The sequence below is a fragment of the Sphingobium sp. FW305-3-2-15-F-TSA7 genome (genome assembly GCF_058787155.1).
In genome coordinates this window covers 24,197-40,828 of the sequence record NZ_JBYSZM010000049.1, presented here as the reverse complement: position 1 = coordinate 40,828, position 16,632 = coordinate 24,197, and the positions used below count along the sequence as shown (strand labels likewise).

Annotated in this window: 15 protein-coding genes; 7 read left to right on the top strand and 8 right to left on the bottom strand. The window is 66.7% G+C overall.

What is annotated here, in order from left to right; genetic code table 11:
- Nucleotides 1-152: 152 nt before the first annotated feature.
- The 4 genes from AC3WN8_RS27770 to AC3WN8_RS27755 are packed head-to-tail and all read right to left on the bottom strand — an operon-like array spanning nt 153 to nt 5,211.
- Nucleotides 153-944, bottom strand: coding sequence for an SDR family NAD(P)-dependent oxidoreductase (locus AC3WN8_RS27770; RefSeq protein WP_492672762.1), 792 nt, complete (start codon nt 942-944; stop codon nt 153-155).
- Nucleotides 937-2,934 carry an oxidoreductase gene (locus tag AC3WN8_RS27765; protein WP_492672761.1) on the bottom strand — a complete coding sequence of 666 codons (1,998 nt, stop codon included), beginning with the start codon at nt 2,932-2,934 and terminating at the stop codon, nt 937-939. Before AC3WN8_RS27765 ends, AC3WN8_RS27770 begins: the two co-directional genes overlap by 8 nt.
- 43 nt (nt 2,935-2,977) lie before the next feature.
- Nucleotides 2,978-4,126 carry a CaiB/BaiF CoA transferase family protein gene (locus tag AC3WN8_RS27760; RefSeq protein ID WP_492672760.1) on the bottom strand — a complete coding sequence of 383 codons (1,149 nt, stop codon included), beginning with the start codon at nt 4,124-4,126 and terminating at the stop codon, nt 2,978-2,980.
- Nucleotides 4,127-4,140: 14 nt separating this feature from the next.
- Nucleotides 4,141-5,211: an LLM class flavin-dependent oxidoreductase gene (locus tag AC3WN8_RS27755; RefSeq protein WP_492672759.1), complete on the bottom strand. Its 1,071-nt coding sequence runs from the start codon at nt 5,209-5,211 to the stop codon at nt 4,141-4,143.
- Nucleotides 5,212-5,440: 229 nt separating this feature from the next.
- On the opposite strand from AC3WN8_RS27755, the gene AC3WN8_RS27750 reads away from it, so the two are divergent.
- From AC3WN8_RS27750 to AC3WN8_RS27730, 5 genes are all read left to right on the top strand, one after another.
- On the top strand, nt 5,441-6,013 hold the full coding sequence (locus AC3WN8_RS27750) for a VOC family protein (protein WP_492672758.1): 573 nt from the start codon (nt 5,441-5,443) through the stop codon (nt 6,011-6,013).
- Nucleotides 6,014-6,087: 74 nt separating this feature from the next.
- Complete coding sequence (locus AC3WN8_RS27745; RefSeq protein ID WP_492672757.1) at nt 6,088-7,080, top strand: thiamine pyrophosphate-dependent dehydrogenase E1 component subunit alpha; 993 nt, start codon at nt 6,088-6,090, stop codon at nt 7,078-7,080.
- Nucleotides 7,077-8,051 (top strand): alpha-ketoacid dehydrogenase subunit beta, encoded by a 975-nt coding sequence (locus AC3WN8_RS27740; RefSeq protein WP_492672756.1) that lies wholly within the window; start codon nt 7,077-7,079, stop codon nt 8,049-8,051. Before AC3WN8_RS27745 ends, AC3WN8_RS27740 begins: the two co-directional genes overlap by 4 nt.
- 4 nt (nt 8,052-8,055) lie before the next feature.
- Complete coding sequence (locus AC3WN8_RS27735; RefSeq protein WP_492672755.1) at nt 8,056-9,222, top strand: dihydrolipoamide acetyltransferase family protein; 1,167 nt, start codon at nt 8,056-8,058, stop codon at nt 9,220-9,222.
- 10 nt (nt 9,223-9,232) lie between these two features.
- A complete protein-coding gene (locus AC3WN8_RS27730) occupies nt 9,233-10,630 on the top strand; it encodes an FAD-dependent oxidoreductase (protein ID WP_492672754.1) in 1,398 nt (465 codons plus the stop codon).
- Here the strand turns inward: AC3WN8_RS27730 and AC3WN8_RS27725 are convergent.
- Nucleotides 10,618-11,343 (bottom strand): nitroreductase, encoded by a 726-nt coding sequence (locus AC3WN8_RS27725; protein WP_492672753.1) that lies wholly within the window; start codon nt 11,341-11,343, stop codon nt 10,618-10,620. The two genes, AC3WN8_RS27730 and AC3WN8_RS27725, sit on opposite strands and share 13 nt — an antisense overlap.
- A gap of 186 nt (nt 11,344-11,529) precedes the next feature.
- Here AC3WN8_RS27725 and AC3WN8_RS27720 point away from each other — a divergent pair, with 186 nt between their 5' ends.
- Together AC3WN8_RS27720 and AC3WN8_RS27715 are read left to right on the top strand one after the other, a co-directional pair.
- On the top strand, nt 11,530-12,438 hold the full coding sequence (locus AC3WN8_RS27720; protein ID WP_492672752.1) for an acyl-CoA thioesterase: 909 nt from the start codon (nt 11,530-11,532) through the stop codon (nt 12,436-12,438).
- An 18-nt stretch (nt 12,439-12,456) separates the two neighbouring features.
- Nucleotides 12,457-13,995: a class I adenylate-forming enzyme family protein gene (locus AC3WN8_RS27715; protein WP_492672751.1), complete on the top strand. Its 1,539-nt coding sequence runs from the start codon at nt 12,457-12,459 to the stop codon at nt 13,993-13,995.
- 216 nt (nt 13,996-14,211) lie between these two features.
- On the opposite strand, the gene AC3WN8_RS27710 is transcribed toward AC3WN8_RS27715, so the two are convergent.
- The 3 genes from AC3WN8_RS27710 to AC3WN8_RS27700 are packed head-to-tail and all read right to left on the bottom strand — an operon-like array spanning nt 14,212 to nt 16,630.
- Nucleotides 14,212-15,054: an alpha/beta fold hydrolase gene (locus AC3WN8_RS27710; RefSeq protein ID WP_492672750.1), complete on the bottom strand. Its 843-nt coding sequence runs from the start codon at nt 15,052-15,054 to the stop codon at nt 14,212-14,214.
- Entirely contained in the window at nt 15,051-15,815 is a 765-nt protein-coding gene (locus AC3WN8_RS27705; RefSeq protein WP_492672749.1) for an enoyl-CoA hydratase-related protein, read from the bottom strand. Before AC3WN8_RS27705 ends, AC3WN8_RS27710 begins: the two co-directional genes overlap by 4 nt.
- An 11-nt stretch (nt 15,816-15,826) precedes the next feature.
- Nucleotides 15,827-16,630 carry an SDR family oxidoreductase gene (locus AC3WN8_RS27700; protein ID WP_492672748.1) on the bottom strand — a complete coding sequence of 268 codons (804 nt, stop codon included), beginning with the start codon at nt 16,628-16,630 and terminating at the stop codon, nt 15,827-15,829.
- Nucleotides 16,631-16,632: the final 2 nt, after the last annotated feature.

Here is a 16,632-nt window from a genome sequence, read left to right as displayed (position 1 = left end):
ATGTGGGGCGGGCTGGGGGGTTCTGAGGGCGGGTATTACCGCGACCTCCCAAACCCGTTCGTGTCGAGCGAAGTCGAGACATGCTGCGCGGGGCCCCAACGTCCCTCGACTTCGCTCGGGACAAACGGCTGAGGCATAGAGGCTAAATCTCGTCAACTCGCCGGCGGCAGCATCGCGCTCGATATGCCCTGATCCGCCAGCACGAAGGATCCGTGCAGCGCGCGCGCCGCGTCGGAGACCAGGAACAGCACGACCTGGGCGATGTCGTCGGGCTCCATCATCGCATTGCCATAGGGGCTGACCGAGCGTGCCTCGCGCCGGACCATCGCCGCCTGTTGCTCGGGTGTCAGTTCGTCGCTCTCGAAGCCGAGCATCGGCGTGCGCACCGATCCCGGCCCGACCGAATTGATGCGGATGTTCGAGCGGCGCAACTCGGGCGCCAGGGTCCGCGTGAAATGCGCGATCGCTGCCTTGGTCGCGGCATAGACCGCAAATTCGTTGACGCCGAGCACGGCCGCGCCCGACGAGATGTTGACGATCGCGCCACCGCCCGCGCGGCGCATCGCGGGCATCGCCGCCTGGATCATCGAGATCGGGCCGATCGTGTTCACCCCGAACATCAGGTCGATCTTCTGAGCGGACATCTCCTCAAGCGGCCCCCAGAAACACACGCCCGCGCTCTGGACGAGGATATCGAGCCGACCATGCGCGGCCTCGATATCCGCGATGAGTTTCGCGATCGCCGCGCGATCCATGACATCGCAGGTCGCGGCGCTTGCCGATCCGCCCGCGGCGACGATCCGGTCGACCACCGGCTGCATCGCATCGACCGCAAGCTCGGACGTGATCACGACATGTGCGCCCTTGCTCGCGAGCAGTTCGGCGGTTCCCGCGCCGATGCCGGTGCCGCCGCCGGTGATGATGGCGATCTTGCCTTCAAGCATTCAAACTCTCCTGGATGCGGCCCGCCATATGGCCCTCGCGGATCGCCATCAGCAGATCGCGTGGGGCATTGGCGTCGCCGATGAGATGCAGTTGATAGGGCTTCGGCGAACGTGTCCCGCCGCCGAGCGCGCGGTAGATGTCGGACTGGGCCTCGTTGAACGAGATGAACACGACCGTCTCGGCCGGCACCTCCCAGACCTGCTCGCCGTCGAGATAGCCGATCGTGCAACTGTTCTCGCCGATCTCCACCAGCCGGCCACCGACCACCAGGGTGAAATCGCCCTGGCGCAGCCGGCGCAGCGCCGGGCTGGTGCGGACGATCACCTCGATCTGCGGCGCGAAGGACGAATGGCGTGCGACGAAGGTCACTTTCGCGCCGGCGGCGATCAGATGCTCGGCGGCGGCGATGCCTTCATAATGGCCGACATCGTCGAACACGACCGCCGACGCGCCCAGCCGGTCGGCGGGCATGTGGAGCAGATCGTGCGAGGAAAGGACGTGGCGCCTGTCGAAACCGGGCACCGGCGCTTCGGGGCGTGCGGCCTGCAATCCGTCCATCCGCGGCAGCGATCCGGTCGCGACGATGACGATATCGGGCGTTTCGGCCAGCACGTCGTCCGCCTCGGCATAGGTGGACAGGCGAATGTCGACGCCGAGATGGTAGAGTTCCTGTTCCTGCCAATAGGTGATGTCGCCGATGGTCGCGAGCTTGGGTGCGCGCTTGGCGATGTTGATCGTGCCGCCCAGCGTCGGCTGCGCCTCGATCAGTACGACCTTGTGACCGCATAGCGCGGCGACGCGTGCGGCCTCCATGCCTGCCGGGCCGCCGCCGACGATCACCACTTTCTTCGGATCGGTCACCGGCCGGATCAGTTCTTCGGACAAGGTACGCTCATATCCCACCACCGGATTGACGGTGCAGGCCATGCGCTGCTGCGCGGTGCGGATGCCGCCGATACAGCCCTGGTTGCAGGCGATGCAGGGGCGGACGCGCTCGGCATCGCCCGACAGCGTCTTGGCGACGAGATCGGGCTCGGCGATCATCGATCGGACATAGCTGACCATGTCGCCCAGCCCCTCGCGGATCGCCTGATTGCCTTCCTCCAGCGTGCGGTAGCGGCCGGCGATCATCGTCGGCACCGTCGCGCGGCTGACGATGGGCTCCGCCGAACTCAGCATATAGCCGGCGGGCTGATCCATCGCGCCGAGCATCGTCGCGATGCTGTAGGGGCTGCCCATCGAGCCGCTGACATAATCGACCATGTCGTCGGCACAGAGCCGCGCCACGATCTCGCCGGCTTCGTCGGGCGTCAGCCCGCCGGGGACATTATAGTCGGACAGGCGGATACCGACGGGATAGTCGCGGCCGACGCGGTCGCGCACCGCCTGCAGCACGCCGCGCCCGAAGCGCATGCGATTGTCGAGGCTGCCGCCATAATCATCCTCGCGCCGGTTGGTGAGCGGGCAGAGGAATTGATGGATCAGATAGCCATGGCCGAAATGAAGCTCGATCCCGTCGAGCCCGCTCAGCTGCACGCGAAGCGCGGCATCGACATATGCTTCGGTGATCTCGTCGATCTGGTCCTGCGTCATCGCGAAGGGCGTGTTGACCAGGCCGAGCGGGCAAGGGACGCTGGAGGCGGAGAGCGGCGCTTGGCCCGTCGCCGGCGCCCAGCGATGCCCGCCATGCCAGAGCTGGACGAAGGTGCGCATGCCGTGGCGTTCGGACGATTTCGCGAGCGCGGAGAAAGCGGGGATGATCGAATCGTCGACCGCATCGACGGTGTGATTGGCCGACGAGCGGTGGACCACCGTCGCCTCCAGGATATTGAGCCCGACGCCCGATTTCGCGCGCGCCTCGTGATAGGCGATCAGATCCTCGTTCACCGTGCCGCGGCCATAGCTGGTGCCGTGGCTGGCGCGTGCGATACGGTTCTTCACCTCGAGCCCGTTGATCGTGACCGGGCTCAGGATATGGTCAAGTGACACGATCCAACACCTCTCCAGCGTGCCGGTGGTCCGACCCGCAATCTTATAGCGACCAGATCACCTTTGCGGCGATGAGTTCGTCGATTTCCTCATGCGCGAATCCGGCCTCGGCCAGGATATCCTGCGCCGGACGCGTCCGGCGCGGATTGATGTCGGTCGTCAGTTCGGGGTGCCCGGACAGGCGCGGCGCCGGCGCGGCGGTCAGCGTGCCCGCTCCATCGGCGGTGACCGTCGCGCGTGCGGCATTGTGCGGGTCGGCCGCAAGCTCTTCGGTCGTCAGAACCGGCGCGCCGCACGAATCGACCGCGCCGAACAGCGGCGTCCACTCCGCCTGGGTCTTCGTCCGGAACGCGGCGGCGACGCGTTCGCGCAGCGCCGGCCATTGCGAACGGTCCATCTGCGCGCGCGCCGAGGCGTCGACATCGTCGAGACCCAGGATCGCGAGCATCGCGGCGTAGAATTTCTGTTCGATCGCGCCGACCGAGAACCATTTCTCGTCGGCGCAGCGATAGACGCCGTAGAAAGGCGCCTTGCCGCCGAGCAGCGCATGTTCCGGCTTGCCGTCCCACAGGCCAAGCTCGAGCTCGCCGAACATGGGGCCGAGCATATAGGATGCGCCGTCGACGATCGCCGCGTCGACCACCTGGCCCTTGCCGGTGCGCTGTCGTTCGACGAGTGCCAGCAGCATGCCGATCATCAGCGTATAGGATCCGTTGGCGAGATCGCCGAGCAGCCCCGGTGGTGCGGTCGGCTTGTCCTCTCCGGTCACGTTGAGCGCGCCGGAGATCGCCAGATAATTGATGTCGTGGCCCGCGCGAAGCGCATAGGGGCCGGTCTGCCCCCAACCGGTCAGCCGGGCATAGATCAGCCCGGGATTGGCCTCCATCAGCACGTCGGGGCCCAGGCCCAGCCGCTCCATCACGCCGGGGCGGAAACCCTCGACCAATATGTCGGCGGAACGCGACAGGCGCCGTGCGGCCGCCTGGCCATCGGGCGAACGCAGATCGAGGCCGATCGCGTCCTTGCCGCGCGACATGGCGGCGGCGGGATCGAAGGGCATCGGATCGGGGCGACGCACGCTGAGCACGCGCGCGCCGAAATCGGCGAGCATCATCGTGGCGAAGGGGGCGGGGCCGAGTCCGCTGAGATCGAGGACGCGAACCCCTGCGAGCGGGCCGCGACCGGCCGTCATGTCCGCACTCACGGTCAGGCCGTCGCGGCCATCGCCGGACGCGCCAGGTTCAGTTGCGGAACCACGTCATTCCCGAGGAGCTCGACCATCTCGACATATTCTTCGCGCGGTACGCCGCCCATGTCCATCTTGATCAGGTTGACGTCGGCGCCGACCAGCTCGCTCAGCGTCATCAGCCGGTCGGCGAATTTCGCCGGACCGCCGACGATCGCCGGCCCCTTGGTCGATAGCAATTCATAATCGAAGGCCGAGGTCACATAGGATGGCGGATTGGGGTTCACGCTCTTGATCACCGCCTGGTTGAAGGCATGATATTCGCGGTAGCGCGGCTCGTAGCGTTCGCGGGCCTGTGCATCGGTCTTGCCAACCCAGCCGTGCCAGCACGCGCCCACGCGCGGTTCATGGCTGTGCCCTGCCGCGGTGAATGCCTCGCGATAGATGTCGGCGATCGGGATGAACTTGTCGGGTTTGCCGAAGGCGCTGGGCAGCATCAGGTTGAGACCGAGGCGACCGGCGAGCTTCGCGGTGTCGGGTGAACTGCCGCCGCCCACCCAGAAGGGCGGATGATCGCGCTGGATCGGCGTCGGCTGAAGATATTGGCCGGTGATTGGTGCGCGGAACTTGCCCTCCCAATGGACGGGCTCGCCGGGCCAGAGCTTGCACGCAAGCTCCATCGACTCGGCGAAGCGCGCGGCGGAATCGTCGCAGGACTGACCGAACAGGTCGTAGGTCTTCTCGAAGAAATTGCCGCGACCGGTGACCAGTTCCAGCCGGCCGCCGGAAATGACGTCGACCGTCGCATAATCCTCGACCATGCGCAGCGGGTCGAGATTGGCGGCGAGCGCCACCGATGTGCCGAGGCGCAGCCGGGTGGTCCGTTCGGCGATGGCCGCCAGCACCACGGCCGGGGTGGAGAAGGTATAGGCGATGCCGTGATGCTCGCCGATGAAATAGCCGTGGATGCCGGTGCGGTCCGCGACCTCGGCCGCGTCGAGCGTCATGCGATAGCGTTCGGACGCCGTGAAGGCGCGACCCGTCACGGGATCGTCAATGATGTCACCCAGGGACATAAGCGCGATTTCCATGAATCCTCCCGCATCTCGTACTTCACTGTTCTCATACAGTGTATGTTTCGAATCGCAATAGGCTTTCGTGCTTGGTTATGCTCCGGTGTGGAACCGGGCGGCGACAACCCGCACGAATGGCGCAGTTGCGTGCGACAAGGTGGTTGCTGAATAATTCGTTCGATGTTAGTTTATTGATCGGAAGCATCGAGTGTATGATGCACGGACGCAGAAGCGAGAGGAACAAGGAATGGGCGTTCACCACTTTGCGATTGCCACCAAGAATTTCGAGACCGCGCACCATTTCTACACGCAGGTCATGCAGTTCCCGCTGGTCGCCGGCGTGAAGCGCCAGGCCCCCGGGGGCGGCTGGACCAAGCATATGTTTTACGACATCGGCGACGGCGAGACGATGGCGCTGTGGGACCTGCGCGGGATCGAGGGCATCCAGCTCAATCCCGACGAATGGCGCAGCGCGATCTCGACCGGGCTCGGCCTGCCGCGCTGGATCAATCACTTCGCGTTCAACTGCAAGGGCGGCGAGGAGGAGCTTCAGCAGCGCAAGCAGAATTGGCTCGACGCCGGCTATCACGTGTCGATGACCGACCATGAGTTCATCCGGTCGATCTACACATTCGATCCCGACGGCAATCTGATCGAATGGACCTATGACACGCGGCCGATCAACGCCGACGACACCAGATACGCGCACGAGATCCTGCTCGACGATACGCCCGCGACTGAGCCCGATTACGAAGGGCCGTTCGTGCGCTCGACCGTCCCGAAATACCGGCCGGATCCCAAACCCCTTCCTGTGGGCTGACGTTTGCCGAACCGCGGACGGGCACCGGTCCGTCCGCCAATAAGAACAGACCGGGTGGAGGATGCGTGGGCAAGGTGACTGAAGCTGCGGCCATCGCGGCGCACGGCCGCAACGAGGCCGGGCCCGAACTGATCGAGCTCTATCGGCGGATGGCGCTGATCCGCGAGGCGGAACGCAATTGCGGTGCGCTGTTCGCGGCTGGCGAGATCTCCGGCTTCATCCATCTGAGCGACGGGCAGGAAGCGGTCAGCGTCGGCGTGATGGCGTCGCTGCGCGCCGACGACACGATCGCCTCCACGCATCGTGGCCATGGCCATGCGCTCGCCAAGGGTCTGGGGCTGGACGGCTTCTTCCGCGAACTGATGGGCAAGGCCGATGGCGCCTGCAAGGGGCGCGGCGGCAGCATGCATGTGGCGGACCTCTCGGTCGGCATGCTTGGCGCCAACGGTATCGTGGGCGGCGGCATCGCGATCGCGCTCGGCAGCGGGATGGCGCAGAAGCTGCGCGGCGGCGACGGGCTGGCGGTGTCCTTTTTCGGCGACGGCGCGCTGGCCGGGGGCATCATCCACGAGTCGCTCAACATCGCGCAGCTCAAGAAAATCCCGATCCTGTTCGTCTGCGAGAATAATGGCTGGTCCGAATTCAGCCCGACCTCGACCCAGGTGACCTTCACGCTGGAGAAGCTCGCCGCAGCCTATAGCATCCCATATTTCGGGATCGACGGCCATGAGGTGGAGGCGGTCGCCGCACTTGCCGCCGACGTCGTCGCCAATGCGCGGCGCGACCGCGGTCCGGTCGTGCTCGAATTCTCGACCACCCGGATCCGCGGCCATTATGAAGGCGATTCCCAGCGCTATCGCAGCGATCCCGCACCCCCGGTCGATCCCTTGACCGTCGCGCGCGACATGCTGTCCGAGCGCGGCACGCCGGACGCCGTGCTTGAAGAACTGGAGGCCGATATCCGCACGCTTGTCCTGGCGGCGGTCGAGGCGGCGCGCCTCAGCCCCGAACCGACGCTGCAATCCGCCGCTGAAGAGGTCTATGCGACCCAGGAGGGTGCACGATGAGCGAGGCGCGCTTCGCCCATGCGATCAACCGGTCGCTCGACGACGCCATGGCGCGCGATTCCCGCGTCGTCCTGCTCGGCGAGGATATCGCAAATGCCGGCGGCACCTTTGCGGTCACGCGCGGGCTGCTCGACAAATATGGTGCCGATCGGGTGATCGACATGCCGATCGCCGAGAATGCGATCGCCGGCGCGGCGGTGGGCCTCGCGCTGGGCGGCTATCGCCCGGTGATCGAGATCATGTTCATGGATTTCATGACCTTGACGATGGACGCCATCGTCAACCAGGCGGCGAAGCTGCATTTCATGTTCGGCGGCCAGGGCTCGGTGCCAATGGTGGTGCGCACTCAGCATGGCGGCGGGCTCAATGCCGGTCCCCAGCATTCGCAATGCCTGGAGGCGTGGTTCGCGCATATTCCGGGGCTGAAGGTCGTCGTGCCCGCCACGCTCGACGATGCCTATGCGCTGCTGCAGAGCGCGATCGACGATCCCAATCCGGTGATCTTCGTCGAGAACAAGGCGCTTTATCCGATGAAGGGCGCGCTTTCGGACACGCCGGAGCCGGTGCCGCTCGGCAAGGCGCGGATCGCCCGGCCGGGCAGCGACGTGACGATCGTCACTTATGGCGCGATGGTCCACAAGGCGATGGCGGCGGCCGAGACATTGGCCGGCCTGTCGATCGATGCGGAGGTGATCGACCTGCGCACCGTCCAGCCCTGGGATGAGGCGGCCGTGCTCGAATCGCTCTCGCGCACGCACCGGCTGGTCGTCGCGCACGAAGCGGTCGAGGCATTCGGTGTCGGCGCGGAGATCGCGGCGCGGATGGCGCAGATAGGCTTCGACGAACTGGACGGGCCAATCGTCCGGGTCGGTGGGGCGTTCATGCCCGTGCCGTTCGGCCGTACGCTCGAAGTCGATTATATGCCGAGTGCGGCGCAGATCGTCGAAGCGGTGCACGCGACCCATGGCTGAGGGGGTGTCAGCCGCAGCCGAGACGATCGTCATGCCCAAGCTGGGCCTGACCATGTCCGAAGGGCTGCTTGCCGAATGGTGCGTGAAGCCCGGCGACGAGGTGGCTGCCGGGCAGATACTGTTCGTCGTCGAGACCGACAAGATCAGCAACGAGGTTGAGGCCCCAGCGGCCGGCCGGATCGTCTCTTTGCTGATTGAAGCGGGTGAGACGGTCGATGTCGGTACGCCGGTGGCGCTGTGGACGGGGCCGGGACAGGGCGGTGTGGCGCAAGCCGAGGCGGCGCGAGAAATCCCCGAGGTGATCGAGATCATCGCGCAGCCCGCCGTCCTGGCTGAACCCGGCATCCGCATCCGCTCCACCCCCTTCGCCCGGCGGTTGGCGAAACAGGGCGGGATCGAGATTGCCCGGGTTTCGGGCAGTGGCCCGCGTGGCCGGATCCAGGCGCGTGACGTGAAAGCGGCGCTCGATCGTGCGCCCGTGACGCCGCAGCCATCGGCGACCCGCGACCTGCGGCCATTGATCGCCGCGCGCGTGCTGCGCAGCAAGGCCGAGATTCCCCATTTCTATGTCACCGCCGATGTCGCGTTCGATGCGCTGGCCGCATTCCGGCGCGATCTCAACGCCGATCCGCTCGCCCCGCGCAAGCTGAGCGTCACCGCGCTGCTCGGCGCCGCCGTCGCGCGCGCGCTCGCGCTGGTGCCCGACGCCAATATCCTGTGGCGCGACGATCGCGCGCGGCCGGCGTCGCGCACTGCCATCGGCATTGCGGTCGAAACGCCGGGCGGGGTGATGGCGCCGGTGGTGCCGGCGGAGAACGGGCTTTACGCCTTTGCCGACGCGCTCGACGGCGCGATCGATCGCGCACGAGAGGGCCGGTTGGGCGCCGCCGATACCGGAGAGGCGGTGATCGGTATCTCCAATGTCGGCATGTTCGGCGTGCGCGCGCTCACCCCGATCATCGATCCCGACCAGAGTTTCATGCTCGGCGTCGGCGCGCCGCGGGGCACCTTCCGGCCCGCGCTGGACGGCTCGCCGCGCGTTGTGCAGGAAGTGACGCTCAGCCTCGCCTGCGACCATCGCGCGATCGACGGTGCCGACGCCGCGCGTTTCCTGGCGGCAATCGTCGAGCTGCTCGAACAGCCCGGGCGCCTACTGATCCCGCATCGATAGGAGAAGCGCGATGCGCGATTGCGACGTGCTGATCGTCGGTGGCGGCGGTGCCGGCATGGCCGCCGCGATCGAAGCCGCGGACCAGGGCGCGTCGGTGACCGTGCTGGAGGCGGGCAAGCGACCCGGCGGCTCGACCGCGCTGTCGGGCGGCGTGGTCTATGCCGCAGGCACCAGCATCCAGCGCGCCGCCGGCGTCGATGACGATGCCGAGCGCATGTACCGCTATTATATGACCTTCAATCGCTGGAATCTCGAGCCCTGGTTGATTCGGCGCTTCTGCGAGGAGTCCGCGCCGACGCTCGAATGGCTCATCGCGCTCGGCGTCGATATCCCCGTCGACGGCCTCTACATATCGGGCGTGGACGGCGTGGCGCGGGGCCATCACACCCATGGCTCGGGTGCCGCGCTGTTCGAGCATCTGCTGGGCGCCGCGTCCGCGCGCGACGTCGCGATTCATTCCGATATCCGCGTCGAGTCGCTTGTGGCCGACAATGGCCGTGTGACCGGCATCTCTGCGCAGGGCGCTGAGATGAAGGCGGGGGCGGTGGTGCTTGCCACGGGCGGCTATGGCGCGAACCGCGCTATGCTCGCCGAACTCAATCCCGACATCGCGGCGCAGGACGAGCGCTGGTCCTTCTATTTCGGGTCGGAGACGAGCCGGGGCGACGGCATCGCCATGGCGCGGTCGCTCGGCGCGGATGTGGTCGGTGCGAACCGGCTGCTGGTCAATGCATCGCCGGGCTTCTCGCGCGACGTCGCCGATTTCCATCCGCCCTGGCTGGTCTTCGTCAATCGCCATGGCCAGCGCTTCATGGACGAGACCTGGCCCTATTGCATCGCCGGCCACCGGATCGAGGAACAGCCCGGCCGGCTATGCTTCGCGATCTTCGATGAGCCGACACGCGCGGCGTCGCCCTCCCGCCATCCCTTCGCCGACAAGCTGGGCGTCGGCGATTTCGCCTATTCGTGCGACCGGCTGGCGGAGGAAGTGGCGTCGGGCCGGATCCTGACGGCGGACACGCTGGAGGCGCTGGCACGAAAGGCGGGTATCGATCCCGTCGGCCTTGTCGGATCGGTCGCCGCCTATAACCGGGATGTCCGCGCCGGCGGCGATCGCCGCTTCTTCAAACAGGGGGCGCTTACCACGATCGAGACCGCCCCCTTCCATGCCGCCGAAGTTCATGCCGCGAGCTTCGGCGCGACCTCGGCCGGCCTGCGCATCGATCCCGATGCGCGCGTGCTGGGCAGCGACGTGGCGGCGATCCCGGGCCTTTATGCCGCAGGGGAGACCGCGGGCGGCGTGCTCGGCGAACGCTATGTCGGCGGCGGCAATTATATCAGCAACGCGCTGATCTTCGGCCGCATCGCCGGGCGTGGCGCCGCCGCCTTCGCGGCTCAACCCGCGTAGCGGATAACCTGGTCGAGCGGCGCGCGCTTCGTGCGGAAGCTGTTGGCGGGATGATCGGGGTCGGCATAGCCGAACGAGATTCCGCAGACGATCTTGCGTTCGGACGGGATCGCGAAATGGTCGCGGACGAAGCCCGACACGCCGGCGAGCGCGGCCTGTGCGATGGTGGCGATGCCCAGGCTCTGCGCGGCAAGCATGATATGCGCGACATAGGCGCCGCAATCGATCGCGCCATAGACGCCCAGATCCTCCTCGGTCGTCACGATCATCACGTGCGGTGCGCCGAACAGGCGGAAATTCTCGAGCATCTGCTTGCCCGACGCGACCCGGTCGCCATGGGTCACGCCGACGCTTTCATAGAGTGCCCAGCCGGTCTCGCGCTGGCGCTCCTTGTAGATGCCCACATAGCGCGCGGGAAAGGGGAAGTCGGGCTGTTCGGGCCGGCCGCGCTGATCGTCCCAGCTCCCGCCGACGGCATGCGCGTAGAGCGCCTCGCGGAACCGTTCGGTCGCCTCGCCTTCGGTGACGATCGCCTGCCAGGGTTGCGAATTGCACCAGGATGCACTGCCCTGTGCCAGCTGGAGCATCGTGTCGATCATCGCGCGCGGTACGGCGTCGGGCAGATAGCCGCGGCAGCTGTGCCGTGCGCGGATCAGCCGCGCCAGCGTCGCGGCATCGGGCGGCAAGGGGGCATCGGCGATCGCTGCGGACATCGGCTTCTCCATCGATTTGCTCCCCGATACAGCGACAATACTGCGCTTGTCACCATACATCATTAGATTTTGATGCGGCCGCATCATCATAGCGATCGATGAGGTCCAAAATCGAATCTCGCATTTGATTATCCAATCACTGGATGATATCCACTCGGCCCCAATCCCGTCGATGCGAGCGACAGTTTGACCGAGATCACCCAGCAGCTTCACGATCAGGCCCGCGACGATCGTGTCACCATGTTGCGTCGGCTGATCGACCGGATGGGAAGGATCGCGCCGGCCGGTGAAGATCGCTTCGTCATCGAGCCTGCAGCCGGCGCGTTCGACCGTGTCTATGGCGGACAGAGTCTGGCCGAGGCGATGATCGCCGCGGCACGCACGGTGGCGCCGGACCGGCGGATCAATTCTGCGCATTGCTATTTCCTGCGGCTGGGCGATCCCGCGCGCCCGATCGACTATGTCGTCGACCGGCTGCGCGACACCCGCTCCTTTTCGGTGCGCCAGGTTCGCGCCGAGCAGGATGGCCAGGCGATCATCACTGCCACCTTCTCGTTCGCCACGCCCGGCGCGGGCATCGCGCATCAATGGGCGATGCCCGATGCGCCGCCGCCCGAACAGGTGCTGCCGCGCGACGTCGAACTGATCGCGCTCCACAAGGGCGATCTTCCCAAAAATGCCGGCGTGCCGTGGCCCATCGATCTGCGCCATGTCGATCACCGTCCCTGGGATGCCGAGATCGGCGATGGCCGCCATCGTCTCTGGATGCGCGTCGACGAACCTGTGCCCGACGATCCTCTGCTCCATGCCGCGCTACTGCTTTATGCCAGCGATCTCACCATGGCCGATGCCGTGACGGTGCAGCATCCGATCGTCTGGGAGGATCTGATCGCGGCGCGCGGGCTGTTCGGCGCCTCGCTCGACCATGCTTTCTGGCTGCACGCGCCCGTCCGGATCGACGACTGGCTGCTCCACGTCCAGGAATCTTCGCGCGCGGCCGATGGGCGCGGCTTCACCACCGGGCGCTTCTTCGATCGCGCGGGCACGCTGATCGCGTCGGTCGCGCAGGAAATTTTCATCAAGACATCGTCATAAGAAAACGGGAGAGCGGACATGAAACCCTGGGTCCATGATTGGGTCGCCTATCATGCGTCGCGACGGCCCGACGCACCCGCGGTGACCTGCGTCGAGCGCGGAGTCACGGTCAGCTGGGGCGAGCTCGAACGGCGGGTGGGGCGGTTGGCGCATCTGCTGCGCCATCGCTACGGGTTGCAGCCGGGCGATCGCGTCGCGCTGATCGCCGAGAACGACACGCGCATGTTCGAAGTGCAGTTCGCCTGCATGCGGGCCGGACTGATCTGGGTGCCGCTGAGCTGGCGGCTGTCGATCGGTGAGATGGTGACGCTGGCCGAGGATGCGAAGCCCGGCATCATGATCCATGACGATCTGTGGTTTGAGACCGGTACAGCCGTCGCCGACGCGGTCGGCATCGCCCATCGCATCCGCTGGTCCGACGATTTTGCGCAAAGCGACTATGACCGGCTGATCGACGACGCGACCGACGCGATGCCCGGCGGCATCCACGATGAGGATCAGATCACCCATATCCTCTACACCTCGGGCACGACGGGCATGCCCAAGGGCGCGCTGTGCAGCCAGGGGACGCTGAAGCACCACGCGCTGAACAGCGCGCAGACCTCGCGCACCGCCGAGCGTGGCGGGCACCATCTCAATATCGTACCGCTCTTCCACGCCGGCGGGCTCAACACTTTCTCCAATCCGATCCTCTATTGGGGCGGGCACGTCACGACGACGCGGCGCTTCGATCCGGCGGTGTCGCTGCGGCTGCTGACCGATCCCGCGGTCGGCATCACCCATCTCTGCGGCGTGCTCCAGATGTACGAGCTGATCACCGCTTTGCCCGAATTCGAACAGGCGACCTTCCCGGAGCTACGCACCGGCCTGTTCGGCGGCTGGGGTCCCAAGACCGTCTGGGTGCACCAGACCTGGCAGGATCGCGGCTTCTTCCTTCAGCTTTCCTATGGCTCGACCGAGCAGGGACCCAATGTCTCGGTGCTCGAGGAAGGGCGCGATCTGGCGCTGCTCAACTGTTCGGGCTTCATCAATTCGGGCACCGACCTCCGCCTGGTCGATCCCGAGGGCAACGATGTCGCGCAGGGCGAAGTCGGCGAGATCTGGACGCGCGGGCCGGCGATCACCCCGGGTTACTGGAACCGCCCGCGCGAGGATTATTTCACCGGCGACTGGTTCCGCACCGGCGATTGCGGCCGGCTCGACGAAGCCGGCCGTCTCTACATCGTCGACCGGCTGCGCGAGGTCTATCGCTCGGGCGGCGAGAATATCTATCCGGCCGAGGTCGAACTGGTCCTGTCGGACGCGCCTGGGGTCAAGGAGATCGCGGTGATCGCGGTCCCCGACGATCGCTGGGGCGAAGTCGGCATGGCGATCGTCGAGCCGGTGTCGGGCGCGACCGTGACGCTCGACGCGCTGCTCGCTCATGCCGATGGCCGGCTGGCGCGGTTCAAGCAGCCCAAACATGTCGCCACCATCACCGAGATGCCGCGCAACGCGACGCTCAAGATCGACCGCGCGGCGCTGAAAAAGGCCTATGGGGCAGCGCCGGCGGTTTAGGTTCTTCTGATCCCCTCCCCATCTCCGATAGGGAGGGGGACCACCGGCCGTAGGTCGGTGGTGGAGGGGAAATGCGATGTTGATGTTGAGCAGGTGTCTCGGACATCATCGCGCTAGCTGATGCGTCCCATTTCCCCTCCACCACGCCGCTTCGCGTCGCGGTCCCCCTCCCCACGCTGCGCGTAGGGAGGAGAGTTGGTTGTTGCTGCTGATCCGCTAACCCACTCGCCCCAGAAATTCGATGATCGCCTCGGCAAAGGCGTCGTTGCGATCGCCCGCCACCATGTGCCCGGCCTGCGACACCGCGACGATTTCCGCCTGCGGCGCCTGGGCGCGGAAACCCGCGATCGCTTCCGCGTCGACGACATCGCTTTGCGCGCCGGAGATCAGCAGCAACGGCAGCGTCGCGGGCAATGCCGCGAGTTTGGCGCTCAGCATGTCGGGAAGCGCCGCGTCGGGCGGATCGCCGACGACCGCCGGATCCCAGTGCCAGCGCAATCGTCCGTCCGCGCCCTCGCGAAGCGACCGCATCAGCCCCAAGGGGCTGCGCGACGGCGCGCGGTTGGGATTATAGGCCTGGACCGCGGCTGCGGCGTCCTCAAGCGTTTTGAAGCCGTCCGGATGGCCCTGCATGAAGGCCCGCACGCGTGCCACGCCTTCGGGCGCATAGCGCGGAACGATATCGACCAGCACGAGCGCACGCACCAGATCGGGCGTGTCGAATGCCGCGATCAGCGAGCTGATACCGCCCATCGACGCGCCGACCAGCGCAGCGGGCCGGCCGATCGCGCGCAATACCGCGACGAGATCGCGGGCGTGCGCCAGCATCGAATAATCCTTGTCCGCGGCCCAGCCGCTGTCGCCATGGCCGCGCGCGTCATAGGTGCCGACGCCATAGCCCGCCTCGACCAGGGCGTTGGCGGCGCTCGACCAGGCATGACGCGTCTGGCCGCCGCCGTGGAGCAGCATCACCAGCGGCGCGTCCGCCGGGCCACGCACTTCGCCGGACAGATGGATGCCTTCGTCGGTCGTGACCGAGATCGGACGCGATGCGGTCACGCCGGCGGAGCCTTGCGTGCAGCGAAGGCGGCAAAGGCGGCCGCGGCCTCGGGGGTGCCGAGCTGACGGATGAACGCGGTGCGGTCGGCTTCCAGCGCCTGCGCGATCGCGGCGGTGTCGCGCATCAGCGCCTTGGTCGCGGCGATGGCGGAAGGCGGTTTGGCGGCCAGCGCGATCGCCGCGTCGCGCGCGGCGGCCGCGACATCGGCCGCGGGCAGGGCGGCATTGGCGATGCCGAGTGCGGCGGCCTGCGATCCGTTCAATCGTTCGCCGAGCGCGAACAGTGCGAAGGCGCGGACATGGCCGATCCTGGCGGGCATCAGCAGCGCGGACGCGGCCTCCGGTACCAGGCCGAGATCGATGAACGGTGTGCTGAGCTGCGCATCCTCCGCCACATAAACGAGGTCGCAATGCAGCAGCATGGTCACGCCGATGCCGATTGCCCGGCCGGTCACTGCGGCGACGAGCGCCTTGGGGAAATTGCTGAGCGCCGTCAGGAACGGCCCGACATTCGATTTGGCGATATCCTGCTCGCCGCCGGCGGATGCGGCGAACATCGAGATGTCATTGCCTGCGCAGAAATCCGGGCCGTCGCCGTCGATCAGCACCGCTTTGATCTCGGCATCGTCCGCCGCGCGGGTCAGCGCCGCAGCGATCTCGCCATACATGGCGCCGGTGATCGCATTCTTCTTGGCGGCCCGATCGAGCGTGATGCGCAGCACGCCGGCCTCCGCCGAAACGCGGACTTCCGATATCGTCATGATCGCCTCCCTCAAACCTTGGCCGGCATGCCATCGACCGGGCCGCCGCGCGACAGCGAGGATCCGCCGTCGCAATCGAGGATCGCGCCGGTGATGTATTTGGCGCTGTCGCTGCACAGGAAGATCGAAAGATCGGCGATATCGCGCTTCTCGCCATAATCGCCCAGCGGGATGACGCGCTTGAGCGCGGCTTCGGTTTCGGGCGTGGGCGTCAGCCGCGCCATGCCTTCGGTATCCTTGATCGGCCCCGGCGCGATCGCGTTGACGCGAACGCCTGCGGGTCCCCATTCCATCGCGAGGCATTTGGTCAGCATGTTGATGCCCGCTTTCGCCGCGCAGGCATGGCTCTGGAACAGCGAGGGATTGACCGCCTGTCCCGCAGTGATCGAGATCACCGAGGCCCCCGGCTTGCGCAGATATTCATAGCTGGCGCGCAGCACGTTGAAGGTGCCGATCAGGTCGATGTCGATCACCGTCTTGAACGCATTGGCCGACATGCCGATCGCGGGCGCGAGGAAATTGCCCGCCGCGCCGGAGACGACGATGTCGATCGGCCCCCAGAGTTCGTGCGTGGCGCGGAGCGCCGTCTCGACCGCGGCATAGTCGCGCACGTCCGCTGCCCAGCCCGTCGCCTCATGCCCCGCGGCCTTGAGTTCCGCGACGGCCGCATCGACCTTCTCGATCTTGCGGCTGATGATCGCGATCCGCGCGCCCGCGGCGGCAAGGCCGTGCGCGATGCCCAGATTGATCCCGCTCGATCCGCCCGCGATGAATGCGGCCTTTCCTTCGAGCAGTTTCGGCGTGAAGGTCTCCATGA